Here is a 13,052-nt window from a genome sequence, read left to right as displayed (position 1 = left end):
TCGTTGATCAGAAAAATTCGATCGTGTTGTCGACCGGCTTCGGGGCGGCAACGGGGCGCTGTTCCAGAGCCACGGTCTTCTGCGTCTCGGCGCCGGTCAACGGGTATTGCCGGGCGCGGCCGGAGATCGGCCAATATTCGATCTTGCGTCCATGCTCGCCGCCGGTGCTGGAGCCGACGACCGGAATGCCTTCATCCCGCAGGAACTGCATAGCGAAGGCAGCGTTCTGTTCGCCGACATTGGAGAAGGTGGCAATCGTCTTCGCACCGCCAAAGATCTTCGCCTCCAGCCGGTCACGACGCGCGCCCTGCTTCAGGAGGCCGTTGATCAGAAGCTCCATCAGGTGCACGCCGTAACGCGTCGCATCACCACCACTCGTCGGCGAAGCAGCCGTTCCCGGCAGCAGAAAATGATTCATGCCGCCGACGCCCGCAATCGGATCACGCAAGCATGCCGCCACGCACGAGCCGAGAATGGTCGACAGCACCACGTCCGGGTCGTTGATGACCTTGTACTCGCCCTGAATGATGTGCACGCGACGGGCAGCACCCTCGACGATCATTTCAATGCTCCGAACACGGCCTCGATCGCCGCTTTCATCTTTTCAATGGTGAAGGGCTTGGCAAGAACGTTGTTGGCGCCGAGCTGGGCGGCCTTCTGCACCAACGCACGGTCGCCCTGCGCCGTCAGGATGATGAAGGCCGCTTTCTTCGTCGTCGGATTGGTGCGCACGGCCTGCAACAGGCCGAGACCATCCATCTTCGGCATGTTGAAGTCGGAGATCACCAGATGATGTGGTTGCTGCTCCATGATCTTCATGCCCTGCTCGCCGTCACCGGCGGCAGTGATTTGCTTGAAACCTAGTTGCGTCAGCGCGTCGCTCAACAACAGACGACTGGTGACCTGATCGTCGACGATCAGAACTTTGATTTTCTCCGCTAGAGACATTATTCGCTCCCTTCCTTGCGGGCGGCTGTTACTTTCAAAATTTCCTCGCCAATGGCGTTCAGCGGAAACTGCTGCTCGACTGCACCCAACTCGAACGCAACCCTCGGCATTCCGTAGACCACGCAGGTCTTTTCGTTCTGACCGATGGTGCGTGCGCCGGCATGGCGCATCTTCAGAAGGCCGGCGGCGCCGTCGCGCCCCATGCCGGTCAGGATCACGCCGACCGCGTTGCGGCCGGCGAGCTCGGCGACTGAATCGAAGAGCACATCGACGGATGGACGATGGCCGTTGACAGGTCCGCGGTCGACCAGGCGGCAATGGGGTGCCGATGTATTGGCGACCTGCAAATGCCGATCGCCGCCGGGCGCCAGGTAGATCTTGCCGATTTCCAGCCGCGCACCATCGGTCGCCTCCTGCACCACGGGTGCGCAGAGGCGGTTGAGCCGTTCGGCAAAACTGCGGGTAAAGCTTGGCGGCATGTGTTGGGTGATGACGGTCGGCGGGCAATTGGCCGGGAATTTCTGCAGGACCGCGATCAATGCCTCGACGCCGCCGGTGGACGAACCGATCGCGACAATCTTGCGGCCGACGCGGAAATCCGCGGTCGCCGGCGGCTGTGCATTGTTGGCGGTAGGCTTGCTATATTGCCGCTGCGAACGGGCGGCCGCCTTCACCTTTTCCGCCAGATCGCCGAAAGGACGCGGCTCGCCCGGAGCAGGTTTACCGACGCAATCAAACGCGCCGATTTCAAGGGCCGTCAGGGTCGCCTCGGCGCCGCGATGCGTCATGGTCGATACCATGATGACCGGCATGGGCCTCAGCGTCATGATCTTTTCGAGAAAATCGAGGCCGTTCATGTTCGGCATCTCGATATCGAGCGTCACGACGTCCGGATTGAGTGCCTTGATCGCCGCACGCGCTTCCATCGCGTCGCCGGCCTGACCGATGACGTCGACCTCCGGATCGGAGCTCAGAACGGCGGTAATCAGGCCGCGCATGGTTGCGGAGTCGTCGACAACAAGAACACGGGCGGGAGCGCTCATGCTTTCCTCCCGGTGGAATTGGCAATGCGGCGATAGGTGGTAATGCCAATATTGTCGAAGACGTGCTTGGCCTCGCCGGAGACGCGCTCGGAATGGCCGATATAGAGATGGCCGTTCTCCGGCAGCAGGCCGGCGAAGCGCGACCAGATCTTCGTCTGCGTCGGCTCGTCGAAATAGATGACGACGTTGCGGCAGAAGATGACGTCGAACAGGCCCTTGAACGGCCATTGCGCCATCAGGTTCAGCTCGTTGAAGGTGATCAGCCGCTTGACGCGATCGTCGATCTGGAACTTGCGGCGCCCCTGGACCTCGACTTCCTGGAACCATTGCTTGCGCATGGCGGGCGAAACCGTCTCGAGCGACGTCTCGTCATAGGCACCCGCGCGAGCAAGGCCGAGGATCTTCGGATCAATGTCCGTTGCCAGAATCTTGAAATCGAGCTCGGCGACGTTCGGCAGCAGTGACAGAACCGTGAGCGCGATGGAATAGGGCTCCTGTCCGTCGGAACAGGCAGCCGACCAGATGCGAACGCGACCGCCACTCTTGGCGCGCGCCAGAAGGCCGGGGAGAACCTCGTCGCGCAGATGATCGAAATGATGGTTCTCGCGGAAGAAGCGGGTGAAATTCGTCGTCAGATGCGACAGCATCTCGCGTCGCGCCGCCGCGCCCGCCGGCGAGGAGACCAGTTGGCAATAATCGCGAAAGCCCGGCAAACTCAGCGCGCGGATATGCTTCGACAGCCGCGAATAGACCAGCGAAGCTTTGGTCTCGTTGAGAGAAATCCCGGCGTCCGAGTAGATCATGGCGGCAATTTCAGAGAGATCGCGCCGTGTCAGCGGATATTCGCCGCTGGCCAGCACCTCGTCCGGGGATGCCCTGAAATCTGTCGCTCCCATAATGCTCATGCAGCTTCGCTTTCGCTGTCCGGGAACAGGGTTTCGAGTTCGATAAGGCAGATCATGCGGCGGTCGATCGCCAGGATGCCGCGTGCAAACTGCCGCTCATAATCGGAAGAGATTTCCGGTGTCGGCTGAATATTGTCGTCGGTGACCGTCAGAATATCGGACACGGCGTCGACCAGCAGGCCGACGACCTTACGCTTGACCTGCGCCACGATGATCACATGACGCGCGGTCGGCTCGGCGCGCTTCATGCCGAGACGGGCCGAGAGATCGACGATCGGCAAGACGGCGCCGCGCAGGTTGATAATGCCAAGGACATGGGCCGGCGCATGCGGCATGGCCGTCGCCGGCGTCCAGCCGCGGATTTCACGGACCGACATGATATCGACGCAGAATTCCTGATCGCCGATGCGGAAGGCGATCAGCTCACGGGCACCCTGGGTCAGGTTCTTGACGGCATATGACATAGGCTCAACCCGCCGCTGCGTACGATATTTCGGCCTTCAGCGACTGCCCGCGGGAGGCGCCGACCACGGCATCAACGTCGAGGATGAGAGCAACGCGCCCATCGCCAAGGATCGTTGCCGCGGCAATCCCGGGCACATGCGTGTAGTTCGCTTCAAGGCTCTTGATGACCACCTGGCGCTGGCCCTGGATGGCATCGACCATCAGAGCACGCTGTCCGCCGCCTTCCGATTCCACCAGCAGCGCAACACCATCGACCGGATTGGCCTGCGTGGCGCGGAAGTTCAGGATGCGGCCGACATCGACCAGCGGGCAGAAGCTGTTGCGGATCGAGATCAGGCGGTGGTTGGCGCCGAAGGAGTGGATGGCGGAAGCCTCGGGCTGCAAGGTTTCGACGATCGCCGTCAGCGGCACGACCAGGGTCTGGCCGGCGACCGTCACCACCATGCCGTCGAGGACGGCCAGCGTCAGCGGCAGGCTCATGGTGAAGACCGAGCCGTGTCCGGGCTTGGAGCTGATATTGATGCGGCCGCCGAGCGCCTGGATCGAGCGCTTGACCACGTCCATGCCGACGCCGCGGCCGGAAATGTCGGAGATTTTATCGGCCGTCGAAAAGCCCGGCAGGAAGATCAGGTTGTCGATCTCTTCGTCCGAAAGGTTGGCATCGGCGGGGATGAGATCGTTGTCGATCGCCTTCTGACGCACCTTTTCACGGTTGATGCCGGCGCCGTCGTCGGCGAGTTCGATCAGGATGCGGCCAGAGCGATGCTTTGCCGTCAGGCGAACCGTGCCTTCCGGGTTCTTGCCGAGCGCCGTGCGCTTTTCCGGTGTTTCAACGCCGTGGTCGACGGCATTGCGGATCATGTGGGTCAGCGGCTCGGCCAGCTTGTCGATGACCGTCTTGTCGACTTCAGTGTTTTCGCCCTCGGTGATCAGGCGGATCGACTTGCCGGTCATGTCGGCGATTTCACGGACGATACGCGACATGCGCTGGAAGACCGGCTTCACCGGCTGGGCGCGGATCGCCATGACGCTGTCCTGGATCTCGCGTGTGAGCTGCTGCAGCTCCTCGAGGCCCATGTTGATCGAGGATGCGCCATTGTTGTCATTCTCGATGACGCTCTGCGACAGCATCGCCTGGTTGATGACAAGCTCGCCGACGAGGTTGATCAGCCGGTCGACGCGGTCGAGATCGACGCGGATGGTCTGACCGGCGCCGGCGGCGGCATTGTTCTGCGCGGCGGCGTTGGCAGCGGCAGCGGCGGCGGCTGCCGCTGCTTCCTTCTTTTCGACACGAGCGGCGGCAGCGGCAAGCTGCGTGACATTGCTGGCCGTTTCGGCAGCGGCAACGGCGGCGGCGGCATCGCTTTTTGGTTTCGGCGCTTCGGCAGTTTCCACAGCCGGCTCGTCGCCGTCCAGAGCGGAGAGATCGAAGGGCACGGGGATCATCGGCAGCTCTTCATCCCCGCCGACAGGCGAGGCAGCATCTTCGATCAGCCGGATATCCAGCTCGCAATCCCATTCGGCAAATTCGAAGACCGTGCGGATGGCGTCTTCGCCCTTGTCCGTCTTGACCGAGATCGTCCACTTGAAATAGGCGCCTTCGGGGTCGAGCTGATCGAGGCCCGGCAGGGCGTCCATGTTGCAATGGATGCTCATTTCGCCGACGCGCGAGAGATCGCGCAGCAGCAGCGTGGCATCGTTGCCCTTGGCGTAGAGGTCGGAGCGCGGCTTGAAGCTCACTTCGTATTCCGGCATGCCCGAAGACGCTTCGTCGCCACCGAAATCATCGTCGAAGCTAAAGGGGATCGGCTGAAAACCGCTGTCATCCGTGGGAGCGGGTGCGGCTTTGACAGGAGCAGGCGCCGGTGCGGGCGCTGCCGCCTTCACGGGCTTCGGCGCAGCTTCAGCGGCTGACGATGCCGAGGGCAATTCGCCATGGGCCAACGCTTCCAGTTCCTTGACCAGGCCCCTGCTACGGGCCTGATCGACACTGCCGCCGTCACGGGCGGCGTTGGTCAGGTCCGCCAGAACATCGGCGGCCTTAAGCATGACCTTCAGGACATCCTGGGTCGGCTCCAGCTTGTTGGATCGAACGCAATCGAGCGTGGTCTCGAAGACATGGGCAAAGGCGACAAGGTCATCCAGACCAAAGGCCCCTGCCCCACCCTTGATGGAATGAACGGCACGGAAGACAGCGTTGACGGTTTCCGGATCCCGGTCGCCATCATTCATTTTCAGGAGACCGGATTCCAGTTCGGCGAGCTGCTCCTCGCACTCCTGGAAGAAAATCTCTTTGATTTCGTTCATATCCATAGGAACAGATCCTGTTTAAGCGGTTACACGCTCGATGGCATCGATCAGCTTGGCGGGATCGAAGGGCTTGACGATCCAGCCCGTCGCCCCGGCCTGACGGGCACGGTTCTTCTTTTCGGCGTCGCTTTCGGTCGTCAGCACCAGGATCGGGATGGCCCGGTACCGGTCGTTGCGACGGACGCCCTCAATGAAGCCGAAACCGTCGAGGCGCGGCATGTTGATGTCCGTGACGATGACGTCGGGATTGGCTTCTTCCAAAACCTCGAGACCCTCGACGCCGTCTTCGGCCTGAATGGTCTCAAAGCCGGCGTTGTTGAGGGTGACGAGAAGCATGTTTCGAATGGTCCGTGAATCATCCACGGTCAGTACTTTTTTCTTCATTGCCGGATCTCCTTGGCAAGCAGGTGATCGATGTCGACGCCGATCAACTGCATCGTTTTTTGAAATGCATCCGACACCTTCGAAAAGGTGAAGGACAGCTTGTCTTCATCCCAAGTCTTGGCGGCTGCCATGATGACCTGGACGCACAAGGCGCCGATCCTCTCGACGCCGGATGCGTCGATCACGACATTGCTGCCGCGCAGCCCCACCAACTTGCCGCGAAGCGTCGAGGCTTCATTGAGGTCCAGCACCGCAGCCAGACTGATTGTCTTTTCGCCCTTCCTGCTCGGCATCGCTTTATTCCTTGTTGCCTAAAATCGGGTCCCACAGCCCGCATGCGCATAAAATAGAGATGTCAGTAAACATTCCGTTCGCCCCCAAGCCCGGCCCTGCGAAGCGGAAATTCGAATTCGGCAGCACTGCCCTCGTCACGCCCGGCAGCCCCTTCGTCGCGCCAGGCGATCGGCAAGCGTTGCGCTGCGGTCACCGGCCGGGGCACAGCCGCGTGGCGGCGCTCGCGCTCGAGGCGGAACTCGCGGATCGTCTGGCCAAGTTCGAGGATGACGGTATGAAGATGATCGGCGCCTTCGTTCGAGCGACGGGCGAGACTTTCGGTAACAGCGGCGCGTTCGCCGAAGCCACCGATATCCGTCGTCACCGTGCGAAGGCCGGCTGCCTGTTCATCGGTGGCGGCTGCGATGCCGGAGATAGCGTCGTTTATTTCGGTCACCTGGCGGACGATGCCGCCGATCGCTTCCTGCGTGCGGCCGACCATCTGCACGCCGGCATCGACCTGCGCCTTGGTGCCTGTCACCAGCACCTTGATCTCCCGGGCCGCATCGGCGGAGCGTTGGGCGAGCGCGCGGACTTCCTGGGCGACGACGGCAAAGCCGCGGCCGCTATCGCCGGCGCGCGCGGCTTCGATACCGGCGTTGAGCGCCAAAAGATTGGTCTGGAAGGCGATCTCGTCGATGACACCGATGATCTGGCCGATCTTTTCCGCCGACGTTTCGATATCGGCCATGGCGGAAATCGCCTGGCCGACGACCCGACCACTGTCTTCGGCTGCAACACGGGTGGAGGCGGCGGCGCGCTCTGCTGACCGGGTGCTTGCGGCATTGCTGCGAACCTGATCGGCCAGTTCGGCAAGCTGCCTTGCCGAGGCGGCAAGCCCCTGGGATTGCTCCATGGAATTCTCGGCGAGAGAACGGGAATCGCGTGCGATGGCATCCGTCGCCGCATCGGCCGCCTGCACTCTGCCGGACAATGCCGCAAATTGCTGGTGGATATCGTCCAGGGCGGCATTCAGCGTCTGCGCCAGTTCGGCATAAGCCTCCGGACCATCGGCAGGCAAGCGGGCGGTCAGATCGCGCTCCGCGAGGCTGCTGATAACATCGGCAAAGAGGCCGGCGGCTTCGGCATGATCGGCGCTGCGCTGTTCGGCAAGCGCCCGCTGATGGTTGAGCCGCAGCTCGTTGAAGCGCAGCGACACGGCGATTTCGACATCGACCATGACGAGGCGGACGGCGGCGGTAATCAGCTCGCTCAATTCACGAGCCCGGCGCTTGGCGCTTGGCAGGATGGCGCGGCCGCCCATCTCGCCGACGATGCCGGCAAGGACATGCTCCAGAACCACGCCATGACCGGCAACATGCCAGCGCGGGTCAAGCCCCATCTTGCTTTCGCTGTCGGAGAGAACCTTGACGCGTTCGGCATAGAGGCTGTCGAAACGAGCGTCTGTCAGTACGCCCCAATGCGAGGATTGCAGGTCCTGCAGCCGTTCGAGCTGGCTTTCGCTGGTAAAATTGCGGGCGGCGTCCGGAAAAGTCTGGAGACGGTGGAAGAGATCGCGCAGGCCGGCTTTCAGATGCGCGTCCAGCATCGGCCGGTTGCGGCGCACGATTTCGCACTGCTCGGCATCGAGACCAGCAAAACGCAAGCGGTCGCGAAGGCTGCCCGCCTGCGCCCGTCCTGCCTGATCTGATGGCGAATCCTGCGCCAAAATCGTCCCCACCGAACTGCCGGGCGTAGACAACGCCGGCGAAACCACTGAATGATCCGGTTCAGATGCGATGAGGAGACGAGGAAAGGCGCACGCCGCCGCCGGTCCGCTATTGACCGGGACGCTGAAGCTCGCTCGTTCATCACAGTCTGTGTTCGGACCGTTTGATGACATGGATACCGGATCTGACCCGGTACGACGGGGCGGCTTCATGCCTGGTGAGAACGAGTGACAGTTTTCCCATTCCGACGTGCTAGTTCAATGTTTATGGTTAATTCCTTGCTTGAAGGTTAATAAGCCCCGTCCGCTATCCCGTTTTGATTTAAACTATTTCGGGTTCGAATTCTGTCGGCGGCCGTTTTGAGTAAAAAGCGAAGTAGCCGCAAGTCACAGGCAAGCTTCATGCTCTAATCCGGTAAGTAGAGACACCTTCGATGTCGATACGGAGAGAGCAATGATTGTTCTTGGTTTGACTGCTTCGTTGACGGCCGGCATGACGCTTGCTGCCTTCGTGTTCCTGAGCCTCATCAACGAGGCCCGCAGCAAAATCGCTCCGCGCGTACTCTGAGCATCCCGCCTCAGCCGTCTACAGACGACCTAATATCTTGTGAAGATACTTGAACGCGCGGTATCGGCCGCGCTTTTACCGTCGTTCTCTCTGCGAGAACTAGCGTCGGGCTCGATACTTCCGTATGAAGCCTGACGACCCGGCACCGAGATCGACCTGTTGATGTCCGACACCACCTATACCGAAACGAGCCACAAGACACTTTCACTGCGGCTTGGTCTTACAATCATCTTCGGCGTCACGCTTTGGCGTGTGGTGATGCTGTTCTTCAATAGAACGGACCTTTTCGTCGACGAGGCTCAATATTGGTTCTGGGGCCAGAACCTCGACTTCGGCTATTATTCGAAGCCGCCGATCATCGCCTGGGTCATTCGCTTCTTCAATGCGATATCGGGATCGGACTCGACTTTCTGGATCCGCGTTTCGGCGCCTCTCTTCCATCTCGCCACCGCCCTGATGCTGATGCGCACGACGCGGCGGCTGATCGAGGGGGATGCCGGGCGGGAGATCGAGCCCTGGGTCGGTGTCATCTTCGTCACCCTGCCGGCGGCCTCGCTTTCGGCCGTGCTGATGTCGACGGACACGATCCAAATCCTGTTCGTCACCATTGCCATCTGGGCCTTTCTCGGCCTCACCAAGCGCTCTTCGATCACCGAGGCGCTGATCCTCGGCGTGAGCCTCGGGATCGCCTTCCTGACGAAATATTCGGTGCTGTTTCTGCTGCCGGGCGTCGGCATCGCCATGCTGACACTGCGTTCGGCACGCATTGCCTGGCGGGACGTGCTCATCGCCGCCATCGCTGGCGCGATCGTCGTTTCCCCGAATCTCTGGTGGAATTTCGCTCATGATGCAGCAACGGTGCGCCACACCGAAAGCATTGCCCATTGGAATGGCGATGGAAAAGGCGGCGGATTGGTGAAGCACCTGCTCGCCGCGCTCGGATTCGTCGGCGCGCAGTTCGGCGTCGTCGGTCCCGTCATCTTCTATGGCATGCTCTGGGCCGCCTGGCGGATGATCCGCGGGCAAAGCGACGACAGGGAAAAGCTGCTCGTCTGGCTGTCAGTTCCGGTCGTGGCGTTGATCACGCTGCAGGCGCTGTTTGCCAAGGCCTATGCCAATTGGGCGGTTACCGCCTATGCCGCCGGCACGATCCTCGCCGTCTGGCTCCTCCACCGCCTGACGAAGAAGGGTCTCGTCGTTTCGCTGGTCATCGGCTCGGTCGTTGCCTTCCTGTTGCCGGTCCTGACCGTGTTTGCCTATGACATCAAGCTGCCGAACGGCGATCTGGTTATGAAACGATATGTCGGCCGCAGCGCCATCAGCCTGGAGATCGCCGATATCGCCGCGCGGGCGAATACCTCAATCATCGTCGCCGATAACCGCGATATTCTCGCCGATCTGTTCTACACGCTGAAGGGCAAGCCCTATCATATCTACGCCCGCAATTCCGGCGGTTTCCCGAAGAGCTATTACGAGCAGAATTTTTCGCTGCCACCCACCGTGACAGACGAGGTGCTTTATATCGACGACGAACCGTTCGATTGCACCGCGGGGCGCTCGGAACTCATCAAGAATTGGTCGCCGGATTTCGGCAATATGAAAGGCAGGGCGCTCTACGCCTACCGTCTCTCGCCAAGCTGCCTGGCGCCCAAGCCTTAGAGCAATTCCAGGAAAAGTGCGAAGCGGTTTTCCGTCCGGAATGCGTAAAAAACAAAGGGATAGAGCGGGAAAGCGATTCCGTAAAACGCGAAACCGCTCTAACCGCGGTCGGAAGCCGGACGGAGGCAGACGCCCCAACCAAGTTCCGGCATTTCCACGAAGACGACCCCGCCATCTTCGAAGGCTAGACGCAGTTGCGCCTCGGTCGCCCGGTGAATGTCGTGGCGCCCGCCCTCGTAATCGCGGATCGTGCTCCGTGACACGCCAGCTCTCTCGGCTATATCCAACTGTGTCCAGTCGAGCAGCCCGCGTGCCGCGCGGCAGAGTGCGGGTGTAAGAATCATCGGGTAGCGGCCTTGATTCACGATAAAAAGTCACCCATATTGGTCAACATAAGCCAAATATGTCATAAACCGCACGGGATTTCCAGTATCGAAGGAGACAGCGATGCCGCACGACACGCCTTTGATTTCGACCATTGTCATGGGCCTTGTGCTGGCATTCATCTTCGGCGCCATCGCCAATCGATTCAAGCTGCCGCCGCTCGTCGGCTATCTCATCGCGGGCGTGCTTGCAGGTCCGCATACGCCCGGCTTCGTGGCCGACCAGAGCCTTGCGCCGGAACTCGCCGAAATTGGCGTCATCCTATTGATGTTCGGCGTCGGCCTGCATTTTTCACTGAAGGACCTGCTGTCGGTGCGCGGCATCGCCGTTCCCGGCGCGATCGTCCAGATCGCCTTCGCCACCCTCCTCGGCTGGGGGCTTGGCGCCTTGATGGGTTGGCCGCTGGGTGGCAGCCTGGTCTTCGGCCTCGCGCTCTCCGTCGCCTCGACGGTCGTCCTTCTGAAAGCCTTGCAGGAGCGGCGGTTGGTCGAAAGCGACCGCGGCAAGATCGCGGTCGGCTGGCTGATCGTCGAGGACCTGGCCATGGTGCTGGCGCTCGTCCTCATCCCGGCTGCAGCCAGCATCTCGGCCGACGGTCATGGCACGGCCGAGCCGCTATCGGCCGGCCTCAGCCGCTTGCTTGGCCTCGATCTCGGCATCACCGGCATTATCGGCATGACGTTGCTGAAGGTCGCCGCCTTCGTCGGGTTGATGCTGGTCGTCGGCCGGCGGATCATTCCCTGGATCCTGCACCGCATCGCCCATACCGGCTCGCGTGAACTCTTCCGCCTCGGTGTCCTCGCGATTGCGCTCGGCGTCGCCTTCGGGGCTGCGAAACTCTTCGGCGTCTCGCTGGCGCTCGGCGCCTTCTTCGCCGGCATGATCCTGTCGGAAAGCGAGCTCAGCCACCGAGCCGCGCAGGAAAGCTTGCCGCTGCGCGATGCCTTTGCCGTGCTGTTCTTCGTCTCGGTCGGCATGCTGTTCGATCCGAACATCTTGATCGACAATCCGCTGCCGCTGCTGGCGACCGTGTTCATCATCGTCATCGGCAAGTCGGTTGCCGCCTTCTTCATCGTGCTCGCCTTCCGCAAGCCGATAAGCACGGCGCTGACCATCTCCGCTAGCCTGGCGCAGATCGGCGAATTCTCCTTCATCCTCGCCGCGCTCGGCTTCGATCTCGGCCTGCTGCCCGGCGAAGGCCGCGATCTGATCCTTGGCGGCGCGATCATCTCGATCATTCTCAACCCGCTTGTCTTCATTGCCTGCGACTGGCTGCGCAAGACGCAGGAAACCAGGCCGCAAAGCGAGATGCCGGAAGGCACGGAGCCGGCGGTGCAAGCAGAACGGTCGACAGCGGGCGAAGTCTCGCCTGTCTCCGCGGATCAGCCAATGGCCCACGAGGTCGGTGAGGAGCTGCACGCCGTTACACTGACGGGCCATGCGGTGCTGATCGGCTATGGCCGCGTCGGCAGCATCGTCGGGGAGAGCCTTAAATCGTCCGGTACGCCCTTTGTGGTCATCGAAGATTCCGACAAGCGGATCGGCGACCTCACCCGGCAGGGAATCGAGGCGATCTACGGCAATGCGGCCTCCGCGGAGGTTCTGGCATATGCCAATATTTCCGGCGCCAGCAGCCTGGTCATTGCCATTCCGAATACCTTCGAAGCTTGCAGTGCCGCCGAGCAGGCACGCGCGGCCAATCCATCGATCCTGATCGTCGCCCGCGCTCATTCCGACGCCGAAGTTGATGTGCTCAAGCAATATGGAGCCGATACGGTGATCATGGGAGAGCGGGAAATTGCGCTGGGCATGGTTGACCGGCTTGCGCAAGTGCATCATGACAGGCCGTACTATGAAGACGCGCAGCGTCCTGATATCATCACCGAACCGTCGGAATCCGCTCCGGCAAAGGAATGAAGGCCTTTTGAACCGTTGAACCCGTTCGAATTCGGCGCTGCCGACAGCGAAGAGAACGATAGCAGGATGACGCGACGCGCCGGAGCGCGTGTGATCGCCTCGCTGTTCGTCGCTTTTTTCGCCTACCTCGGACTGGCGCTCGGCGGCGGCATCAATCTTGCCGCGCGGGCGGATGCGGAGGCCTTCTCCTCCGGCAGGGACAACCCACCGCTTTATGTCGCCGTGCGCGATCCGGTGCGCGGCATAGTCGTCGCCGACCGCACGGTCACGCCGAAAGCCACCTGGCACGATATCGGATCGGCAACGCTTGCGACCCTTCCCTCGCTCGGACTTCTGAGCAATCCGCGGCAGCCGCGCGAACGCGGCACAGCCGCACGGCACGAATCGCTTCCTTTCCGCGCCTATCTCGCCCGCGCGCCGCCGGCTGCATTCGTCTGACCGGTTCCCGCGCTTAACGGCGCATCTCC

Annotated in this window: 13 protein-coding genes; 3 read left to right on the top strand and 10 right to left on the bottom strand. The window is 61.6% G+C overall.

Annotation, left to right across the window (positions count from 1 at the left end; translation table 11 throughout):
- Nucleotides 1–7: 7 nt before the first annotated feature.
- The 9 genes from cheD to QA648_RS01080 all read right to left on the bottom strand — a co-directional run bounded on the left by cheD (nt 8) and on the right by QA648_RS01080 (nt 8,057).
- Nucleotides 8–562, bottom strand: coding sequence for a chemoreceptor glutamine deamidase CheD (gene cheD / locus QA648_RS01120; protein WP_104821981.1), 555 nt, complete (start codon nt 560–562; stop codon nt 8–10).
- Entirely contained in the window at nt 559–948 is a 390-nt protein-coding gene (locus QA648_RS01115) for a response regulator (protein ID WP_004128537.1), read from the bottom strand. Before QA648_RS01115 ends, cheD begins: the two co-directional genes overlap by 4 nt.
- Nucleotides 948–1,991: a protein-glutamate O-methylesterase CheB gene (gene cheB, locus QA648_RS01110; RefSeq protein WP_283049095.1), complete on the bottom strand. Its 1,044-nt coding sequence runs from the start codon at nt 1,989–1,991 to the stop codon at nt 948–950. The genes QA648_RS01115 and cheB overlap by 1 nt, the downstream gene beginning before the upstream one ends.
- Nucleotides 1,988–2,896 carry a protein-glutamate O-methyltransferase CheR gene (gene cheR / locus QA648_RS01105; protein ID WP_283049093.1) on the bottom strand — a complete coding sequence of 303 codons (909 nt, stop codon included), beginning with the start codon at nt 2,894–2,896 and terminating at the stop codon, nt 1,988–1,990. The genes cheB and cheR overlap by 4 nt, the downstream gene beginning before the upstream one ends.
- Nucleotides 2,893–3,360, bottom strand: a complete 468-nt coding sequence (locus QA648_RS01100) for a chemotaxis protein CheW (protein ID WP_104821978.1) — start codon at nt 3,358–3,360, stop codon at nt 2,893–2,895. The genes cheR and QA648_RS01100 overlap by 4 nt, the downstream gene beginning before the upstream one ends.
- Nucleotides 3,361–3,364: 4 nt before the next feature.
- Nucleotides 3,365–5,674 carry a chemotaxis protein CheA gene (locus QA648_RS01095; RefSeq protein WP_283049090.1) on the bottom strand — a complete coding sequence of 770 codons (2,310 nt, stop codon included), beginning with the start codon at nt 5,672–5,674 and terminating at the stop codon, nt 3,365–3,367.
- Between the two features lie 15 nt (nt 5,675–5,689).
- Nucleotides 5,690–6,055, bottom strand: coding sequence for a chemotaxis response regulator CheY1 (gene cheY1, locus QA648_RS01090; RefSeq protein ID WP_104821976.1), 366 nt, complete (start codon nt 6,053–6,055; stop codon nt 5,690–5,692).
- The gene (locus QA648_RS01085) at nt 6,052–6,348 is read right to left on the bottom strand and encodes an STAS domain-containing protein (RefSeq protein WP_028751176.1); all 297 of its coding nucleotides are present in this window, start codon (nt 6,346–6,348) and stop codon (nt 6,052–6,054) included. Before QA648_RS01085 ends, cheY1 begins: the two co-directional genes overlap by 4 nt.
- Nucleotides 6,349–6,410: 62 nt before the next feature.
- A complete protein-coding gene (locus QA648_RS01080) occupies nt 6,411–8,057 on the bottom strand; it encodes a globin-coupled sensor protein (protein WP_283049086.1) in 1,647 nt (548 codons plus the stop codon).
- 730 nt (nt 8,058–8,787) lie between these two features.
- Here QA648_RS01080 and QA648_RS01075 point away from each other — a divergent pair.
- Nucleotides 8,788–10,284, top strand: coding sequence for a glycosyltransferase family 39 protein (locus QA648_RS01075; RefSeq protein ID WP_283049084.1), 1,497 nt, complete (start codon nt 8,788–8,790; stop codon nt 10,282–10,284).
- Between the two features lie 98 nt (nt 10,285–10,382).
- On the opposite strand, the gene QA648_RS01070 is transcribed toward QA648_RS01075, so the two are convergent.
- Nucleotides 10,383–10,628 (bottom strand): helix-turn-helix transcriptional regulator, encoded by a 246-nt coding sequence (locus QA648_RS01070; protein ID WP_104824980.1) that lies wholly within the window; start codon nt 10,626–10,628, stop codon nt 10,383–10,385.
- A gap of 103 nt (nt 10,629–10,731) precedes the next feature.
- Between QA648_RS01070 and QA648_RS01065 the strand changes: the two genes are divergently transcribed.
- Complete coding sequence (locus QA648_RS01065) at nt 10,732–12,585, top strand: cation:proton antiporter (RefSeq protein ID WP_283049082.1); 1,854 nt, start codon at nt 10,732–10,734, stop codon at nt 12,583–12,585.
- A 15-nt stretch (nt 12,586–12,600) separates the two neighbouring features.
- A complete protein-coding gene (locus QA648_RS01060; RefSeq protein WP_283049080.1) occupies nt 12,601–13,023 on the top strand; it encodes a hypothetical protein in 423 nt (140 codons plus the stop codon).
- Nucleotides 13,024–13,052 lie beyond the last annotated feature (29 nt).

It is taken from the genome of Rhizobium sp. CB3171, from assembly GCF_029714265.1.
Classification (GTDB): domain Bacteria; phylum Pseudomonadota; class Alphaproteobacteria; order Rhizobiales; family Rhizobiaceae; genus Rhizobium.
This window is presented reverse-complemented; position numbering and strand designations above follow the sequence as displayed.

Bases quoted from the DNA above. Each gene is read 5' to 3' on its own strand.
- cheD (WP_104821981.1), bottom strand. From the start codon at position 562: ATGATCGTCGAGGGTGCTGCCCGTCGCGTGCACATCATTCAGGGCGAG.
- QA648_RS01115 (WP_004128537.1), bottom strand. From the start codon at position 948: ATGTCTCTAGCGGAGAAAATCAAAGTTCTGATCGTCGACGATCAGGTC.
- cheB (WP_283049095.1), bottom strand. From the start codon at position 1,991: ATGAGCGCTCCCGCCCGTGTTCTTGTTGTCGACGACTCCGCAACCATG.
- cheR (WP_283049093.1), bottom strand. From the start codon at position 2,896: ATGAGCATTATGGGAGCGACAGATTTCAGGGCATCCCCGGACGAGGTG.
- QA648_RS01100 (WP_104821978.1), bottom strand. From the start codon at position 3,360: ATGTCATATGCCGTCAAGAACCTGACCCAGGGTGCCCGTGAGCTGATC.
- QA648_RS01095 (WP_283049090.1), bottom strand. From the start codon at position 5,674: ATGGATATGAACGAAATCAAAGAGATTTTCTTCCAGGAGTGCGAGGAG.
- cheY1 (WP_104821976.1), bottom strand. From the start codon at position 6,055: ATGAAGAAAAAAGTACTGACCGTGGATGATTCACGGACCATTCGAAAC.
- QA648_RS01085 (WP_028751176.1), bottom strand. From the start codon at position 6,348: ATGCCGAGCAGGAAGGGCGAAAAGACAATCAGTCTGGCTGCGGTGCTG.
- QA648_RS01075 (WP_283049084.1), top strand. From the start codon at position 8,788: ATGTCCGACACCACCTATACCGAAACGAGCCACAAGACACTTTCACTG.
- QA648_RS01070 (WP_104824980.1), bottom strand. From the start codon at position 10,628: ATGATTCTTACACCCGCACTCTGCCGCGCGGCACGCGGGCTGCTCGAC.
- QA648_RS01065 (WP_283049082.1), top strand. From the start codon at position 10,732: ATGCCGCACGACACGCCTTTGATTTCGACCATTGTCATGGGCCTTGTG.